Origin of the sequence: Enterococcus caccae ATCC BAA-1240 (genome assembly GCF_000407145.1) — a bacterium.
GTDB classification, from domain to species: domain Bacteria; phylum Bacillota; class Bacilli; order Lactobacillales; family Enterococcaceae; genus Enterococcus_L; species Enterococcus_L caccae.
Window position 1 is genome coordinate 292,675 of record NZ_KE136473.1, and the last position, 17,937, is coordinate 310,611.

15 protein-coding genes are annotated in these 17,937 nt (G+C 36.6%); 13 read left to right on the top strand and 2 right to left on the bottom strand.

Annotated features, from left to right (window positions below):
- The first annotated feature begins 120 nt into the window (after positions 1-120).
- The 11 genes from murD to ileS all read left to right on the top strand — a co-directional run bounded on the left by murD (position 121) and on the right by ileS (position 12,712).
- On the top strand, positions 121-1,491 hold the full coding sequence (murD, locus tag I580_RS06920) for a UDP-N-acetylmuramoyl-L-alanine--D-glutamate ligase (protein WP_010771241.1): 1,371 nt from the start codon (positions 121-123) through the stop codon (positions 1,489-1,491).
- Positions 1,492-1,498: 7 nt separating this feature from the next.
- Positions 1,499-2,590 carry an undecaprenyldiphospho-muramoylpentapeptide beta-N-acetylglucosaminyltransferase gene (murG, locus tag I580_RS06925; RefSeq protein ID WP_010771242.1) on the top strand — a complete coding sequence of 364 codons (1,092 nt, stop codon included), beginning with the start codon at positions 1,499-1,501 and terminating at the stop codon, positions 2,588-2,590.
- Positions 2,591-2,707: 117 nt separating this feature from the next.
- Positions 2,708-3,646 carry a cell division protein FtsQ/DivIB gene (locus tag I580_RS06930; RefSeq protein ID WP_425387082.1) on the top strand — a complete coding sequence of 313 codons (939 nt, stop codon included), beginning with the start codon at positions 2,708-2,710 and terminating at the stop codon, positions 3,644-3,646.
- Between the two features lie 161 nt (positions 3,647-3,807).
- Entirely contained in the window at positions 3,808-5,130 is a 1,323-nt protein-coding gene (gene ftsA / locus I580_RS06935; RefSeq protein ID WP_010771244.1) for a cell division protein FtsA, read from the top strand.
- Positions 5,131-5,156: 26 nt separating this feature from the next.
- Complete coding sequence (gene ftsZ, locus I580_RS06940) at positions 5,157-6,413, top strand: cell division protein FtsZ (protein WP_010771245.1); 1,257 nt, start codon at positions 5,157-5,159, stop codon at positions 6,411-6,413.
- A 15-nt stretch (positions 6,414-6,428) separates the two neighbouring features.
- Positions 6,429-7,106: a YggS family pyridoxal phosphate-dependent enzyme gene (locus I580_RS06945; RefSeq protein WP_010771246.1), complete on the top strand. Its 678-nt coding sequence runs from the start codon at positions 6,429-6,431 to the stop codon at positions 7,104-7,106.
- A 13-nt stretch (positions 7,107-7,119) separates the two neighbouring features.
- Positions 7,120-7,725 (top strand): cell division protein SepF, encoded by a 606-nt coding sequence (locus tag I580_RS06950; RefSeq protein WP_010771247.1) that lies wholly within the window; start codon positions 7,120-7,122, stop codon positions 7,723-7,725.
- Positions 7,726-7,735: 10 nt separating this feature from the next.
- Entirely contained in the window at positions 7,736-8,008 is a 273-nt protein-coding gene (locus tag I580_RS06955; protein ID WP_010771248.1) for a YggT family protein, read from the top strand.
- A 22-nt stretch (positions 8,009-8,030) separates the two neighbouring features.
- Positions 8,031-8,813 carry a YlmH family RNA-binding protein gene (locus I580_RS06960; protein ID WP_010771249.1) on the top strand — a complete coding sequence of 261 codons (783 nt, stop codon included), beginning with the start codon at positions 8,031-8,033 and terminating at the stop codon, positions 8,811-8,813.
- 19 nt (positions 8,814-8,832) lie between these two features.
- A complete protein-coding gene (locus tag I580_RS06965) occupies positions 8,833-9,552 on the top strand; it encodes a DivIVA domain-containing protein (protein ID WP_010771250.1) in 720 nt (239 codons plus the stop codon).
- Positions 9,553-9,922: 370 nt separating this feature from the next.
- Positions 9,923-12,712, top strand: a complete 2,790-nt coding sequence (ileS, locus tag I580_RS06970; RefSeq protein WP_010771251.1) for an isoleucine--tRNA ligase — start codon at positions 9,923-9,925, stop codon at positions 12,710-12,712.
- A gap of 267 nt (positions 12,713-12,979) precedes the next feature.
- On the opposite strand, the gene zwf is transcribed toward ileS, so the two are convergent.
- Both zwf and efaR read right to left on the bottom strand, forming a co-directional pair.
- Entirely contained in the window at positions 12,980-14,500 is a 1,521-nt protein-coding gene (zwf, locus tag I580_RS06975) for a glucose-6-phosphate dehydrogenase (RefSeq protein ID WP_010771252.1), read from the bottom strand.
- 72 nt (positions 14,501-14,572) lie between these two features.
- Positions 14,573-15,220, bottom strand: coding sequence for a transcriptional regulator EfaR (gene efaR, locus I580_RS06980; protein WP_010771253.1), 648 nt, complete (start codon positions 15,218-15,220; stop codon positions 14,573-14,575).
- A 342-nt stretch (positions 15,221-15,562) separates the two neighbouring features.
- On the opposite strand from efaR, the gene glpK reads away from it, so the two are divergent.
- Both glpK and I580_RS06990 read left to right on the top strand, forming a co-directional pair.
- Positions 15,563-17,068 (top strand): glycerol kinase GlpK, encoded by a 1,506-nt coding sequence (gene glpK / locus I580_RS06985; RefSeq protein ID WP_010771254.1) that lies wholly within the window; start codon positions 15,563-15,565, stop codon positions 17,066-17,068.
- Positions 17,069-17,102: 34 nt separating this feature from the next.
- Entirely contained in the window at positions 17,103-17,903 is an 801-nt protein-coding gene (locus I580_RS06990) for a helix-turn-helix domain-containing protein (protein ID WP_010771255.1), read from the top strand.
- Positions 17,904-17,937: the final 34 nt, after the last annotated feature.

Consider the following 17,937-nt stretch of genomic DNA (forward strand, 5'->3'; position numbering starts at 1 on the left):
GGAGTTTTTGGAAAATAGCTAATCTTCGAATGGAAACAAAGGTGTTTTAATCTCAGATTCTTAATTTTCAACAAGGCTACCCGCGTCTTTCAGTTTTTCTTAAGAGAAGGAGAATTTATAATGAAAAAAATAACAGATTATGAAAACAAAAAAGTCCTTGTTCTTGGGCTTGCTAAAAGCGGTGTTAGTGCTGCGAAGTTACTGCATGAGCTAGGCGCATTGGTAACAGTCAATGACTTTAAACAATTTGATCAAAACCCGGAAGCCCAAGATTTATTAACCTTGGGTATTCGTGTTGTTACAGGTGGACATCCAATTGAGCTTTTAGATGAAGATTTTTCTTTGATTGTGAAGAATCCAGGAATACCTTATACAAATCCTTTAGTAGAAAAAGCTGTCAGCATGAATCTACCGATTCTAACAGAAGTTGAGTTGGCTTATCAAATTGCTGAATGTCCAATCATTGGAATTACTGGAACAAATGGTAAAACGACTACAACTACAATGATTGGTTTACTTTTGAATGCTGATCGAGAAAAAGGAACTGCTCGTTTAGCAGGGAACATTGGTTATCCAGCCAGTGAAGTTGCTGAAGAGTCTAGTGCTGAAGATGATATCGTGATGGAGTTATCAAGTTTTCAATTGATGGGAATCAAAACATTCCGTCCACATATTGCCGTGATTACTAATATTTACGAAGCACATTTAGATTATCATGGTTCAAGAGAAGAATATGTAAAAGCTAAATGGGCAGTGCAAGAAAACATGGAAGCAAATGATTTTATTGTCCTTAATTGGAATCAACAAGAGCTACGAGAGCTGAGTGAAACAACGAAAGCCACAATTATTCCATTTTCAACAAAAGAAAAAGTTGCGGGTGCTTATCTTGCCGATGAGAAGTTGTATTACAAAGATGAATACATTATGAAATCAGCGGAATTGGGTGTACCAGGTAGTCATAATATTGAGAATGCTTTGGCAGCAATTTCTGTAGCAAAATTAAAAGGCGTATCAACAGAGGTCATTAAACAAACGTTAATGATTTTCACCGGAGTTCCTCACCGCACACAGTATGTAGGGGAGGTAGGCGGACGTAAATTCTATAATGATTCAAAAGCAACGAATATACTCGCAACGGAGATGGCATTGAGCGGTTTTGATCATTCCTCACTTGTTTTATTAGCAGGTGGTTTGGATCGAGGAAATAGTTTTGAGGAGTTAGTTCCCTCACTCAAAGGAATCAAAGCAATCATTCTTTTTGGAGAAACCAAAGATAAACTGTATACAGCGGCAGTGGAAGCAGGAATCAAAATGATACAACGGACAGAAAATGTTCAAACGGCTGTAAGGCAAGCCTATGATTTTTCTGAAAAAAATGATACTATTCTATTATCGCCTGCGTGCGCTAGTTGGGATCAATATCCTAATTTTGAGTTGCGCGGAGATGCGTTTATTCAAGCGATGCACCAGCTAAAAGACATAGAAAAGTGAGATAATTATGAAAATATTAATAACTGGCGGCGGAACAGGGGGACACATTTACCCTGCTTTGGCTTTTGTTAATTATGTGAAACAAATCGAACCAAATACTGAATTCATGTATGTTGGTACGGAAACGGGTTTAGAAAGTCAAATTGTTCCGAAATACGACATTCCATTTAAAACGATTAAAATCCAAGGATTTCGACGTTCACTTAGTCCGCAAAATATCAAGACCGTCTACCTGTTTTTAAACAGTATTGGAAAAGCTAAAAAAATTATTAAGGCATTTCAACCAGATGTTGTCATTGGAACAGGTGGTTATGTTTCAGGATCTGTTGTCTATGCTGCAAAACAGTTGAACATTCCAACAATCGTACATGAGCAAAACAGCATACCTGGTATAACAAACAAGTTTTTAAGTAGATATGCGACTAAGGTAGCGATTTGCTTCCCGGATGTTGCAGAACATTTTCCTAAAGATAAGGTAGTTTTGACTGGGAATCCTAGAGCTCAAGAAGTTGTGATGCTCGAGAAAGCAGATGTTCTAAAAGAATATGGTTTAGACCCTGATAAAAAAACAGTGGTCATTTTCGGTGGAAGTCGTGGGGCATTGAAAATAAATCAAGCGTTTGTTGAAGCATTTCCACTTTTTGAACAGAGAAACTACCAAGTACTTTACGCATCAGGAGAGCGTTATTATGAAGAATTGCAAGAAACGTTAAAGCTTTCTGAAAAGAAATTGACAAATATAAGCATTCAGCCTTATATTGATAAAATGGCTGAAGTTTTAGCAGCGGTAGACTTGATGGTTGGACGAGCTGGAGCAACCTCTATTGCAGAATTTACAGCTTTAGGATTACCAGCGATTCTGATCCCAAGTCCATATGTCACTAATGATCATCAAACAAAGAATGCTCAAAGTTTAGTGAAATCTGGAGCAGTCGAAATGATCGCCGATCAAGAGCTTACAGGTCCTAAATTAGTAAATGAAATTGATGCAATTTTATTGGATGAAGCGCGCCATCAAGCAATGGCTGAAGCTTCTAAGCAAGAAGGAATTCCTGATGCTGCCAAGAGATTATATGAAGTGGTGAAAGAAATTACTTGATAGGGGGTGTAAAAGATTAGTAAGAAAAAAGATGACTCAGGGGGTCAAGAAGAAAAACGCAAAGATACTAACGAACAGTTAGACGAACAAAATTTGACCCCATGGCAAAAAGAAAATTTGGAGTATTTGAAAACACAAGGTGATCAGCCAACGTGGAGTCCTTCTGCTGGATCTGATGAAAAAGAAGACCAAGAAGAAAAAGAGGAAGAAGACGAAACGAAAACAGAAGAATCGGTGTCAAAAAATCCAGAAACTGAAGAAAAAACGAAGAAAACTTACGAGTCTTTTGCAGACCGCTTACCAAACATAAAAAAAGTGCGTAATAAACTATTATATCGTCGATTGACATTGATTGTATCCGTATTTTTGTTGGCGATATTGATTGTACTTTATTTTGTTTCTCCACTTAGTAAGCTAGGCAAGATTAGTGTTTCTGGGAATAATGCTGTAGACAGTCAGCAAATCATTGTCCAATCAAAACTGGAAAAAGGCAAGAGTTTATGGGAACAATTTGGAGATAGAAAAATCTATGAAAAAAAAATCAAACGCCAATTACCACGTGTAAAAAAAGCAACGATTTCATTGAGTGGAATTAATGCCTTCAATATAAAAATTGATGAATATAAAGTAGTTGCTCTGGAATCGGTAAACGATATTTTTCATCCAATCTTAGAAAATGGGAAAATTTTACCAGAAGAAATGAAAGCACCTATTAGTGGTATGCCTGTTTTTCTAAATTTTAAAGATCAGTCGATCATTAAAAATTTAATGAATTCTTATAATAAACTTCCTGAGGATTTAAAGCAAAATATTTCAGAAATTCGTTATGCACCTTCTAATGCAAATAAAGAATTAATTAATCTTCATATGAAAGATGCAAACGAAGTTATTGTAAATATCTCTCAATTAGCGGAGAAAATGGCGTATTATAGCAAAGTAGCCAGTCAAATGGAGAAGCCGGGAATTATTGATATGGAGGTCGGAATTTTCTCATATCCTTTTAATAATGAGGCGGCTGAAGAAAGTGTAGAAGAATCTTCACAAGCGGTAGAATAAAGTTAAGAAAAATAAAAGAATAAAATAGTAGAATCTGCTTTCTAAAAAGCCTATGTTTATGGTAAAATTGAAAGAAGTGAGTATTCATAAAAAATATATATGTAAATGGGTGTTTTATGCCCATGTACATATTGGAATTAATAGGAGGAGGAACCCCATTCATGGCAAAGACAGGAATGTATGTAGGCCTTGATATTGGTACAACGTCAGTAAAAGTTGTAGTGGCTGAATTTATTGAAGGTCAAATGAATATCATTGGCGTAGGAAACGCAAAATCTGATGGATTAAATCGAGGGATCATTGTCGATATCGATAAAACAGTAAATGCGATTCAAAGAGCAGTAAGACAAGCAGAAGAAAAAGCGGGAATTCAAATTAAAAGTGTGAATGTGGGGTTACCGGCAAACTTACTTGAAGTGGAAAATTGTCAAGGAATGATCGCTGTTAGTAGTGAGTCAAAAGAAATCACTGATGAAGATGTACGAAATGTGGCATCTGCAGCTCTGGTTCGTTCAACTCCTCCTGAACGTCAAATTGTAGCCATTTTACCTCAAGAGTTTACGGTAGATGGATTTGAAGGGATCAAAGATCCTCGAGGAATGATAGGCGTTCGTTTAGAAATGTTCGGAGTGGTTTTCACAGGTCCGAAAACAATCATCCACAATACAAGAAAATGTGTTGAAAAAGCTGGTTTAACAGTCAATGAATTAGTTATCATGCCATTAGCACTAACTGAAACAGTTCTTTCAGACGGTGAAAAAGATTTTGGAACGATTGTCATCGACATGGGTGGCGGTCAAACAACAACTTCTGTGATGCACGATAAACAATTGAAGTTTACTCATGTAAATCAAGAAGGCGGAGAATTTGTAACGAAAGATGTTTCGATTGTCTTGAATACATCATTCAATAATGCGGAAGCGTTGAAAATCAATTATGGTGATGCATATCCAGAAAGAACGTCAGTTAGTGAAGAATTTCCAGTTGATGTGATCGGTAAGTCTGAACCTGTAAAAGTTGATGAACGTTATCTTTCAGAAGTAATCGAAGCAAGAGTCGAACAAATCTTTAAAAAATCAAAAGAAGTGTTAGACGAAATCGATGCTTTAGAACTTCCAGGCGGAGTGATTCTAACTGGCGGTGGCGCAAGCCTTCCTGGTGTAGTTGACTTAGCTCAGGAAATTTTTGATGCGAGTGTGAAATTATACGTACCTAATCATATGGGGTTACGTAACCCAGTATTTACTAATGTGATCAGCATCGTAGAATATTCTGCTCAACTAAATGATATTTATCATATTGCTAAAGGTGCGATTCCAGGTGAGAAAATTAAATCATCACAACCAATCGCAGTTCAACAAGAAGTGCAATATGATACTTATGCAGATACAGTACAAGATGATTACGATGATTCTGAAATACATGAATCTGGTGAAAAAGTTACAGGCAAGATCAAAGACTTCTTCTCGAACATTTTCGACTAACAATTAAAACAGGAGGAAAAGATACTATGGAATTTTCTTTAGACAATAACATTAACAATGGCGCTGTCATCAAAGTTATCGGTGTAGGCGGCGGCGGCGGTAATGCTGTGAATCGCATGATCGATGAAAACGTCAAAGGCGTGGAATTTATCGCTGCAAATACAGATGTACAAGCCCTTAAAAACTCAAAAGCAGAAACAGTCATTCAACTTGGACCTAAGTACACACGTGGATTAGGTGCAGGATCTCAACCAGAAGTTGGTCAAAAGTCAGCAGAGGAAAGTGAACAAGTACTTTCGGATGCTTTACAAGGGGCGGACATGATCTTTATCACTGCTGGTATGGGCGGTGGAACAGGTACAGGAGCTGCTCCTGTAGTTGCTAAAATCGCTAAAGAATTAGGTGCTTTGACAGTTGGGGTCGTTACAAGACCATTTAGCTTTGAAGGACCAAAACGCGGACGTTTTGCAGCTGAAGGAATTGCTCTTTTAAAAGAAAACGTTGATACATTGTTGATTATTTCAAACAACCGTTTATTAGAAGTTGTTGATAAAAAGACTCCAATGCTTGAAGCATTCCGTGAGGCAGATAATGTTTTACGTCAAGGTGTACAAGGAATTTCAGATTTAATTACAGCTCCAGGATATGTCAACTTGGACTTTGCTGATGTAAAAACTGTAATGGAAAACCAAGGAACGGCTTTAATGGGAATTGGTGTAGCTAGTGGAGAAGATCGTGTGATCGAAGCCACTAAGAAGGCCATTTCTTCACCACTTCTAGAAACATCTATTGATGGTGCAGAGCAAGTCTTGTTAAACATTACTGGTGGTCTTGATATGACATTGTTTGAAGCACAAGATGCTTCAGATATCGTAACAAGTGCTGCGACTGGTGATGTGAATATTATCTTAGGTACTTCTATCAACGAAGACTTAGGAGATGAAATTCGTGTTACAGTGATTGCTACAGGAATCGATCCTTCAAAAAAAGATCGTAAACCACAACGTCAACATAGACCAACTCAAATCCAAGCTGTGCAACAAGCACCAGTATTGGATATGGAGCAATCAAAACCTGCACCTTCACAACCACAACCGCAAGAAGATACAAGTGCGTTTGGTGATTGGGACATCCGCAGAGAACAAAATGTGAGACCTAAAGTTGAAGATACAACATTTGAAAATGTGGAGAAAAAAGATTTTGAAACATTTCATCGTGAAGAACCATCTCAAAATAATGACGATGAGTTAAACACACCACCATTTTTCCGCAGAAAAAGATAGGAGTGAATTTTGACCATGCTAGTTGATAACTTAGAAAAAATAAATCAAGAAATTCGACTAGCATGTCAAAAAGCTTCGCGGTCTGACAACGATGTAACCATGATTGCTGTGACTAAATCAGTGGGAAAAGAGATTGCCAAGGAACTTGCTGAACTTGGTATTGAGAATATGGCTGAGAACCGAGTCGATAAATTATTGGAAAAAAAAGTGGCACTAGAAAGTTTTTCGTCTATTAAGTGGCATTTGATTGGTAATTTACAGCGTAGGAAGGTAAAATCAATAATAAATGAGATAGATTATTTTCACGCTTTGGACAGTTTAAAATTAGCAGAGGAAATCCAAAAACGAGCAGAAAAGCAAATTTCTTGCTTCGTTGAGGTGAATGTTACGGGTGAGGAAAGTAAACACGGATTCAAATCAGAGGAAGTGCTTGATTTTATCCATCAATTAGCTGATTTTGATCGAATAAAGGTTGTAGGATTAATGACTATGGCTCCGTTGAATGCTTCTGAACAAGTACTTCATGAAGTGTTTTCTAAGTTAAAAAAACTGCAATCAGCAGTAAATAATCAGCATCTGTCATATGCGCCATGTACAGAGCTTAGCATGGGAATGAGTAACGATTTCCCAATCGCTATTGAAGAAGGTGCAACTTTTGTACGAATCGGAACAGCAATATTTAGAGGTGCGTAAAGGAGGGGAATCTATGTCAATTTTTAGTAAAAATGCGTTATCGAGCTTTTTTGGATTATCTGGTGAAGATGAATATGATAATTATGATGAATACGAAGAGCAAAAGGTTGTAAATGAACAACCAAGACAGACGGTTCGACAAGCACAAACACAGGTACAAAGACCGACTACAACTGAGCCTTTAACCGAAAAACCATCTGCTCGTTATCGTTCAACAGAAACGCATCAAGATAAGAAAGAAAGCCGTCAGGAAACAGCATTTAATGAGCAAAAGGTTGTCTCCATGCGTAGTTCTAATAACTCAAGTTCAAAACGTTCGCAAGATACACAGAGCTCAGGTAGACCAGGTAAAATTACCATTATTGAACCAAGAGTTTATTCTGAAGCAATGAATATTGCTAAACATATTATCGCAAGTGATGCTGTGCTGATTAATTTTCATTTAGTGGAAGAAAATCAAGCAAGAAGAATCGTTGACTTTCTTACAGGAACTGTATACGCATTAGATGGAGACATTCAGCGTGTAGGGGATGAAATTTTTCTTTGTACACCATCAAACATAGAAATCGATAGTGCTACTGCACAATCGTTAGCTAAGAAACAAATGTTTGATTTTTAGTTAGGAGGTAATGAGTATCGCTCTATTTATATTTCTATTGTATAAAGGTGTTCAAATCTATTCAGGCGTTTTAATCATTTATGCATTATTATCTTGGTTTCCAGGAGCATATGATTCTACGTTTGGCCGATTGATTTCAAGAATTTCTGAACCTTACTTAAACCTATTTGATCGATTAAATTTGAGCATAGGTATGGTTGGTTTTAATGTGATGATTGCAATCATTGTATTGAACTTAGTTGCGAGTGGACTAGGACGAATTTTACAATCGATTATTTACTAATAAAAGAAAGGATGGTTTATCTATGAACGCAAATGTGTATCAACATTTTCGAAAAGATGAGCATCCTTTTATTGATTCCGTTGGTGATTGGTTAGAACAAGTTGAAAGTCAGTATGCTCCTTATTTATCTGATTTTTTAGATCCTAGACAAGCGTATATTTTAGAAACATTGATACGACAAAATAGTGAGCTCGAGTTTCAGTTTTACGGTGGATATGAACAAGCGGAGCGAAGACGCTGCTTGATTTTTCCTGATTACTATGAACCAAAAGAAGCAGATTTCGAGGTTGAATTAATTGAAATTGTCTATCCTGTTAAATTTTCAACCTTATCTCATGGTAAGGTACTGGGGACTTTAGTTAATACAGGGATTAAACGAGAATATTTTGGAGATATTATTTCTGATGGCGATAGATGGCAAGTCTTTGTTGCTAAAGAAATAGCTAACTTTGTTATGACTCAAATAGAAAAAATCGGGAAAATATCAGTAAGATTAGAAAAAAGAAAATATACGGAGATGATTCTTCCAAAAGATGACTGGACACATGAGCGGACAACAATAAGTTCGTTACGTCTGGATAATTTGATCTCTAGCGTATATAATATATCTAGACAGAGATCTAAACAATTGATTGAGTCTGGAAAAGTCAAAGTGAATTGGACGGAGAATGTCAGACCAGATTTCTTAGTAGACTTGTTAGATATCGTGTCTATTAGAGGTTTTGGCCGAATCCAAATCCAAGAGTTAGAGGGAAAAACGAAAAAAGATAAGTTTCGTTTGTTATTGGGAGTTCTACGAAAATAATCCAAAGAGGTGAAGGAATATGGCATTAACTCCATTAGATATTCAAAATAAGAATTTCACTACGAAGATGAGAGGATATAGTCAAGATGACGTTGATGATTTTTTAGATCAAGTCACAAAAGATTACGAAGATTCTCTTCAAAAAACACGTGAGCTTGAAAAATCATTAAAACATGCTGAAGAAAAATTACAATATTTCAATGAATTAAAAGATGCATTGAATCAATCAATTATTGTTGCACAAGATACTGCAGATAAGGTAAAAACGAGTGCGAATAAAGAATCTGAAGTAATTGTAACTTCTGCTGAAAATACAGCGAATGAAATGATTTCTTCTGCTGAAAAACGTTCAAGTAACCTTATTACTTCTGCAGAAGAAAAAGCGAAAGAAATTTTAACAGATGCTACTGATCGTGCACGTCAATTAGCAGCTGAGACAGATGATTTGAAGAAGAAAACGCGTGTCTTCCATCAACGTTTAAGCTTAATGTTAGAAGCGCAATTAGAGCAAGTGAAAAGCGAAGAATGGAACGAATTATTAAAACCATTCTCAAGTTACGTAAGTGATTCACATACTGTTATCAAAGAAGTATTGGCAGATGAACTTGATAAAAGTGACGATGTAGTTGTTGAGCCAACAGTAACAGAAGAACAAGCTACTATAGATGAACCAACATTAGAAAAAGCTGCTATGGATCCCAAAGCAATGCTAGATCTATTAAACAAAGATCCTAAATAATTTTGTAAATAAATAGAACAGAAAAGTCAATAACCATTCTTTTAGCGAGTCAATGATAGTGAAAGTTTGACAGACCCTGGTATTGAAAAGATCCTCTATTTTACTCAAGTTTGAATCAAGTAAAACTTGACGAGTGATTTCGTTAACAATCGACAGAGGAAATAATTGAGTTGAACGATTATTTTAAATTTGGGTGGTAACGCGAGTACTTTCGTCCCTTGGGATGAAGGTACTTTTTTGCTGTGAATCACCACGATTGGCTCTGACAGAATGAATGATGAACAGTACTTGGCGAAGGTAAGTGAGAGAAGTTTCCTTTTAACAATATTACTTATTATTAAAAGCCTACAAATGAAAGCGAGGAAGAAACATGAAAATGAAAGAAACATTGCAATTGGGAAAAACAGCTTTTCCAATGCGTGGGAATTTGCCAAACCGTGAAGTAGAATGGCAAAAAGATTGGGAAGAACAAAAAATCTATGAAAAACGTCAAGAATTAAACGAAGGCAAGCCAACATTTGTCCTTCATGATGGACCGCCATATGCCAATGGAAATATTCACTTGGGACATTCATTAAATAAAATCAGTAAAGATATTATCATCCGTTCAAAATCTATGTCAGGATTTCGTTCGCCATATGTTCCTGGTTGGGATACACATGGTTTACCGATCGAGCAAGTGCTGACAAATAAAGGGATCAAAAGAAAAGAAATGACTTTAGCTGAATACCGTGAAAAATGTGAAGAGTATGCACGTTCACAAGTAGATACACAACGTGCTGATTTTAAACGTTTAGGTGTTGCTGGTGATTGGGATCATCCGTATATTACATTAGACCCTTCTTATGAAGCAGCTGAAATTCGTGTATTTGGAAAAATGGCTGAAAAAGGCTATATCTACAAAGGCTTAAAACCAATTTACTGGTCTCCATCAAGTGAATCATCATTAGCTGAAGCGGAGATTGAATATAAAGATGTTAAATCAGCATCTATTTACGTTGCATTTAAAGTAGCTGACGGCAAAGGAATTCTGGATACAGATACTTCATTTGTAATTTGGACAACAACACCGTGGACCCTTCCCGCAAACTTAGGGATTTCAGTGAATCCTACGTATCAATATGTCGTAGTCAAAGCATATGGTAAAAAATATGTCGTAGCGAAAGATCTTTTAGACACTGTAAAAGAAGCGATTGGCTGGGATGATGTTGAAATTCTTGATACGATTTCTGGTAAAGAGTTGGAATACATGACTGCTCAACATCCATTTTATGATCGTACATCACTAGTGATGTTAGGAGATCATGTAACCTTAGACGCTGGTACTGGTTTAGTTCATACTGCACCTGGTCATGGTGAAGATGATTACATCGTAAGCAAAAAATATAACTTAGATGTTCTTTCACCTGTTGATAATCGTGGTGTCTTTACTGATGAAGCCCCTGGATTTGAAGGAGTTTTCTATGATAAGGCAAACCCAATGATCACAGCGTTATTGGATGAAAAAGATGCGCTATTAAAATTGGATTTCTTTACACATAGTTATCCACATGACTGGCGTACGAAGAAACCTGTTATTTACCGTGCAACGCCGCAATGGTTTGCATCGATCGATAAATTCCGCCAAAACATCTTAGATGAAGTTGAAAAAGTTGACTGGATTCTTCCTTGGGGTAAAACCCGTCTTTATAATATGATTCGTGATCGTGGTGACTGGGTAATCTCCCGTCAACGTGCGTGGGGTGTACCATTACCGATTTTCTATGCGGAAAATGGTGAAGCAATCATTACACCAGAAACAATCGAACATGTAGCAAGTTTATTTGCTGAGCATGGCTCCAACGTTTGGTTTAAACGTGAAGCGAAAGACTTATTACCAGAAGGCTTTACCCATCCTGGTTCTCCAAATGGTGAATTTACAAAAGAAACAGATATTATGGACGTTTGGTTTGATTCTGGTTCATCTCATGAGGCTGTATTGCGTCAACGCCCTGAACTAACATTCCCAGCTGATATGTATCTAGAAGGCTCTGATCAGTATCGTGGCTGGTTTAACTCAAGTATTACGACTAGTGTAGCGATCAATGGTGTAGCGCCTTATAAAGCCGTTTTATCTCAAGGCTTTACATTGGATGGTGAAGGACGTAAGATGAGTAAATCACTAGGCAATACAATTTTACCGGATAAAGTAATCAAGCAAATGGGTGCGGATATTTTACGCCTGTGGGTAAGTAGTGTGGATTATGAAGCCGATGTCCGCGTTTCAATGGATATCTTAAACCAAGTTTCTGAAGTTTACCGTAAAATTCGTAATACAATGCGTTTCTTATTAGCAAATACAAGCGATTTTGAACCACAAGAGCACACTGTTGCATATGAAGATTTACGTTCTGTGGATAAATATATGATTGTACGTTTAAATCAAGTGATTCAAGAAATTCGGGAAAAAGGCTATGAAAAATATAACTTCATGCAAATTTACCGTTCTGTTATGAACTTCTTAACTGTGGATCTATCATCATTCTATTTGGATTTTGCCAAAGATGTGGTTTACATTGAAGCAGAGGATAATTATCAACGCCGTTGTATGCAAACTGTATTTTATCAAACAGCTGTTGCATTAACTAAACTGTTAACGCCAATTATCCCACATACTTCTGAGGAAATCTGGAGCTTCTTGAAAGAAGACGAAGACTATGTTCAGCTAGCAGAATTCCCTGGATATGAAGAGTTTGCTAATCAACAAGAATTGTTAGATACTTGGGCAGCATTTATGGACTTTAGAGATAATGTTCTAAAAGCTTTGGAAGAAGCTCGTAATTCTAAATTGATTGGTAAATCATTGGAAGCAAAAGTAACAGTTTATCCTAATGAGCAAGTCCGTGAGTTGTTAACAGCTGTGGATGCTGATATTGCTCAATTATTGATTGTATCTGACTTTGAGATAGCGGATTTAACAGCGGAAGTTCCTGAAAATGTCGAAAAATTTGATGATATGGCGATTTTTGTGGAAAAAGCAGCAGGAGAAACATGCGATCGCTGTCGTGCGGTGCGCACAGATGTTGGGGAAGATGAAAAATTACCACACCTATGTGGACGTTGTGCTACAATTGTTGAAGAAAATTATCCAGAAGCTGTGGCAGAAGGATTTGAAGACTAAAATAAGTAAACGTGGTTGGAATAAAAACACGTAACTTCGAGAACCAAGTAGGTACTATTTGACATCTATTCTTGTCCTATTATGTTTTATAGCAGAGGGCATTCAAGAGAATGGCTAAGCATCACAGTGAGCGTGAGAACGGATGATAATGGCTACCTACCTGGTATTGTTCAAATTTAAAGGGGCTGAGACATAACTTTTCGAGTTATGTCTTAGCCCCTTTAAATACGAATAAACGGTGGTAAAAAAGCGCCTAGCTCCATTTTTTTATTCTAATTTTCCACGTTCACGGTACCAGATATCAGGCTGCCAATCCCATGTGAAATTATCTCGTGCTAATAAATCAAATGCAGCGTCAGGTCCCATTGAACCTGCTGCATAATTTGGGAATTCAACAGAAGTTTTATCCCAAGCATGACGAATAATATCAACAATACGCCAAGATTGAGCTACTTCATCCCAATGGGAGAAGTTTGTACCATCACCATTCAAACTATCTAATAATAGCTTTTCATAAGCTTCTGGACTATTGCCTGTTGTCTCTGCACTATGACGGTAGTCTAATTTTACAGGAGTTGTTGTAAATCCTTGACCAATTTCTTTGCCATTTAGTGTCATTGAGAAACCTTCTGTTGGTTGGATATAAATTGTTAAGACATTTGGTGGTAAATCGGTTTTTTCACCACATTTATCAATATCATCTTTGAAGACATTAACTGGTACTTGTTTGAAAACGATATTAATACGTGTGCCTTTTTCTGTTAGGCGTTTACCTGTGCGGATATAAAATGGAACACCTGACCAACGGAAATTATCAATCAGGAATTTTCCAGCAACAAATGTTTCGGTTTGAGAGTGTTCATCTACATTAGGTTCTTCACGATAACTAACAAATTCTTGCTCTTCAAGTTTACCATGGCCATACTGACCACGAACAAAATTTTCCAACGCTTCTTTTTCCGAATAAAGGCGAATTGCTTGTAAAGCTTTAACTTTTTCTGCACGAATTTCAGCTTCTGAAAAAGCAACTGGTGGTTCCATCGCTAATAATGCTACCACTTGTAAGATATGATTTTGAACCATGTCTTTTAATGCACCACTGTGTTCATAATAACCACCGCGGTCTTCAACACCAAGGCTTTCAGCAAATGTAATCTGTACGTTATCAATATAGCGATTATTCCATTGCGATTCAAAAATGTTATTAGCAAAACGAATCGCTGATATATTTTGAATCATTTCTTTTCCTAAGTAGTGATCGATTCTGAAAATATCTTTTTCTGGGAAAACGGCACGAATTTCTTCATTTAATTGATAAGCAGAGTCATAATCTGAGCCAAATGGTTTCTCGATGACTAAACGATCAAAGCCGTTATCTGTTAGAATTTCTTGTGATTTTAAGTGTTGGACGATCGTGCCGAAAAATTGTGGAGCCATCGCTAAGTAATAAATATGGTTTCCACCTAATTTGTATTTATCATTTAAAGTATCAGATAATTTTTTTAAAGTATCGTAATGCTCAGAATCATTGACATTGTGGGACTGATAATAGAAGTGACTTGAAAAGGCCTCTGCTTCTTCAGTGGTTGGATTTAAGTCTTTGATTGTGTCACGGACAATCTCACGATAATGATCATCAGACCAGTCCCTTCTTGCAGTGCCAATTACTGCGAAATGCTCAGCTAAATTTCCTTTACGATATAATCGGAATAAAGAAGGATAAAGTTTTCTTTTGGCTAAATCACCAGTGCCGCCAAATATAGTAAATAGAGCGATCTTTTCATTCATTTCATTTCCCCGCTTTCTTGATGGAGGCTAGGCTATATGTTTCTTAACCTGCCGCTTCGTAGTCATTCTTTCTTATAAGTTATCAACAAAAATCGTACTTGCTGCTTTATAGCTGATTGCTAATTTTTTCTCGCCATTGCTAATACTGATTGGACCTTCATAGGCTGCAATTTCATCAATCGTATATTCTTCATGGATTTGTAGATCGATCGATACGAGATAATCTAGTAATTCTTTTTCATCTAATACACGTGCGATACGGATCTTAGTTCCAACTGGATAGTCTATTAAAGTTTGTCGTTTTTCTTCATGGACAGGCTGATCATCACCAGGAATAACTCCACCATGAGGACAAAAACTAGGCTGATGTAAGTAGTCAGATAATCGATTTGCTAAGGTTTGAGAGGTGACATGCTCCAAGACTTCCGCTTCATCATGAACTTCATTCCATGAGTAGTTTAAATGTTCAACCAAAAATACTTCCCATAATCGATGCTTACGAATCAGTGTACTTGCTTTTTTTAGTCCTATTTCTGTTAGTTGAACGCCTTGATAGGGTGAATGTTCAACTAGTTTTTCTTTTACCAACTTTGAAATCATCTCACTGACAGATGCAGCTGAAACATCTAATCCAGAAACGATTTGCTTGTTGTTGATTTTATTTTCATCGCCACCTAATTCAAAAATTAGTTTTAGGTAGTCTTCACGATTAGGGGTCATATAGTTCATCCTTTCAAAGAAGCCATCAAGGTAAGTTTATCAGAAAAATGTTTTTTTGACCATTTAATAATATGTTAATCTTAAAAAAAATGTGTGTTTTGTTTTCTGAATCTGAAAATGGTAAATAAACGCATAATTGATAACGTTTTCCATGAAGTTTTATTTTAAAATTCGCTAGGAAAATGATGAACGTAGGTTTATTAAAAAAAGATTGTTAAAAAATGATTAGAATTTTTTGAGATATATAAAAGTTGGGGATTGTGTTTAATTTATAATAGAACAAGACTTTTAATAACACTTTGCTTTATAATAAAAGTATCATTTTCAAGGAGCGGACAAGTCGTGAAACAAAAACAATATATTTTATCGATAGATCAAGGAACAACGAGTTCAAGAGCTATTATCTTTAATCGTGATGGGCAAGAAATCGCCAAAGCACAAAAAGAATTTATCCAGTATTTTCCAAATCCTGGTTGGGTAGAGCATGATGCCAATGAAATTTGGAATTCTGTTCAATCCGTTATCGCAGATGTATTGATCGAATCAAAGTTAAAGCCAGTTCAAATCAAGGCAATTGGAATCACGAATCAACGTGAAACAACCATTGTATGGGATAAAGTGACAGGTGAACCGATCCATCGTGCGATTGTGTGGCAATCTAAGCAAACAAATGAAATCGCAGATGAACTGAAAGCAAATGGTTACCAGGATTTTATTCAAAAGCGGACAGGACTGATTATTGATTCTTATTTTTCTGCAACAAAAATTAAGTGGTTGTTGGATCAGATAAAGGGAGCAAAAGAAAAAGCCCGATCAGGACAATTATTATTTGGAACAATCGATACTTGGTTATTATGGAAACTTACCGGTGGAAAAGTTCATAAAACTGACTATACGAATGCTAGTAGGACAATGTTGTTCAATATTCACTCATTGGATTGGGATCAGGAGATTTTAGATATTTTAGCGATTCCTCGAAATATGTTGCCAGAAGTATGCTCAAATGCAGAAGTTTACGGGTATACTGAAGAATATCATTTTTATGGAGAAAATATTCCAATTGCTGCAATGGCAGGGGATCAGCAAGCTGCGCTTTTTGGACAAGCGGCTTTTGAAAAAGGAATGGTCAAAAATACTTATGGCACAGGTGCATTTATTGTAATGAACACAGGAGAAAAAGCAATTTTATCTGAAAACGGCTTATTAACAACGATTGGTTATGGAATCAATGGTAAAGTCAATTATGCTTTGGAAGGGAGTATTTTTGTTGCAGGATCTGCTGTTCAATGGTTGCGTGATGGATTGAAGTTGATTGAAAAAGCGAGTGAATCAGAAGCTTTAGCAAGCCTAGTCCCAGATTCAGATGGTGTGTATGTTGTACCAGCATTTACAGGTCTCGGTGCACCATATTGGGATCAAGAGGCTAGAGGAGCTGTTTTTGGCTTAACCAGAGGAACGACAAAAGAGCATTTGATACGTGCCACACTGGAATCGATTGCCTATCAAACAGCAGATGTTATTAAAACGATGGAAAATGATTCTAAGATCGAGATCAAATTATTAAGAGCAGATGGAGGCGCATCTAAAAATGATTTGTTGATGCAATTTCAAGCGGATATCATTAACAAGCCTGTTGAAGCTGCAGATTTTTCAGAGACAACTGCTTTAGGTGTTGCTTACTTAGCGGGATTAGCTGTTGGTTTTTGGAAAGACTTAGCTGAAATCAAAGCATTTACACATCGTGGAAAACGATTTGCTCCACAAATTACAGAAGAAAAACGACATGATTTATATGACGGGTGGGAAAGAGCGGTTTATGCAACTATGACTTATAAGAGTGGAAAATAACTCTTGGTAATTGACGTAAAGGAGGAGTAAGAGAATGGATTATCGACCGCAAGTTTGGCAAGAGTATACAAGTGATTACCAAGAAGTTGCTCCTGATTTACGTTTACGGCCCTATATTCAATCCTATTGGTTTAGTTATACAGATTCATCTAGTCCGCCTAGCAGGATTATTCCAGACTTATGTTCAGATGTGATTGTTCAATTGAGTACTGAATTAGATGTTTTACAGATCAAGGTCAGTGGTCCAAACACGAGTTTTTTTTATTCTTATTCGGACCAACCGATTGTTTATTTTGGTATCCGGTATTATTTAGGAGGTATGTATCCTTTTTTCAATCAATCCTTTAAAGGGCTAAAAGATCAGTTGACTGAATTAGCACTACTTGAAAAAAGAATGGCCGTTGATTTAACTGATAATTTATCTGGAAAGACTTCACTTAGTGAAGTCATTAAAGGCGCTGATTTATATTTTTTAGAACGGTTGAATCGCTTATCACCGAGAAAAATTTCGATACCCATTCAGATGTTTATTGAAAATCATGGTCACTTGATCAGTTATGCTGAAGGTACAGCTAATCGTTCTTTATCTGAAAGAAGTTTGCAACGATTATTTAGAGAAGAAACAGGACTTTCACCGTATGAAGCGTTTGATGTTCTGCGTTTTCAAAAAGTGTATCAGGAATTAATCAGCAAACCAAATATCAGTCACTTGGATTTAGTTGAAAAATACGGCTTTTTTGATCAGGCTCACTATTCTCGTAAAATGAAAAAAATGACTGGGCTAACGCCGCAAGCAATTCGTCAACATGTCGGGATTTTACAAGACAAGCATTAAGCAACGGATTATAATAAAAGAAACAGGATGGAGG

Excerpts from the sequence above, each read along its gene's own strand:
- murD (WP_010771241.1), top strand. The coding sequence starts at position 121 with ATGAAAAAAATAACAGATTATGAAAACAAAAAAGTCCTTGTTCTTGGG.
- I580_RS06990 (WP_010771255.1), top strand. The coding sequence starts at position 17,103 with ATGGATTATCGACCGCAAGTTTGGCAAGAGTATACAAGTGATTACCAA.
- I580_RS06965 (WP_010771250.1), top strand. The coding sequence starts at position 8,833 with ATGGCATTAACTCCATTAGATATTCAAAATAAGAATTTCACTACGAAG.
- efaR (WP_010771253.1), bottom strand. The coding sequence starts at position 15,220 with ATGACCCCTAATCGTGAAGACTACCTAAAACTAATTTTTGAATTAGGT.
- ftsZ (WP_010771245.1), top strand. The coding sequence starts at position 5,157 with ATGGAATTTTCTTTAGACAATAACATTAACAATGGCGCTGTCATCAAA.
- ileS (WP_010771251.1), top strand. The coding sequence starts at position 9,923 with ATGAAAATGAAAGAAACATTGCAATTGGGAAAAACAGCTTTTCCAATG.
- ftsA (WP_010771244.1), top strand. The coding sequence starts at position 3,808 with ATGGCAAAGACAGGAATGTATGTAGGCCTTGATATTGGTACAACGTCA.
- I580_RS06950 (WP_010771247.1), top strand. The coding sequence starts at position 7,120 with ATGTCAATTTTTAGTAAAAATGCGTTATCGAGCTTTTTTGGATTATCT.
- I580_RS06955 (WP_010771248.1), top strand. The coding sequence starts at position 7,736 with ATGAGTATCGCTCTATTTATATTTCTATTGTATAAAGGTGTTCAAATC.
- zwf (WP_010771252.1), bottom strand. The coding sequence starts at position 14,500 with ATGAATGAAAAGATCGCTCTATTTACTATATTTGGCGGCACTGGTGAT.
- murG (WP_010771242.1), top strand. The coding sequence starts at position 1,499 with ATGAAAATATTAATAACTGGCGGCGGAACAGGGGGACACATTTACCCT.
- I580_RS06960 (WP_010771249.1), top strand. The coding sequence starts at position 8,031 with ATGAACGCAAATGTGTATCAACATTTTCGAAAAGATGAGCATCCTTTT.
- I580_RS06945 (WP_010771246.1), top strand. The coding sequence starts at position 6,429 with ATGCTAGTTGATAACTTAGAAAAAATAAATCAAGAAATTCGACTAGCA.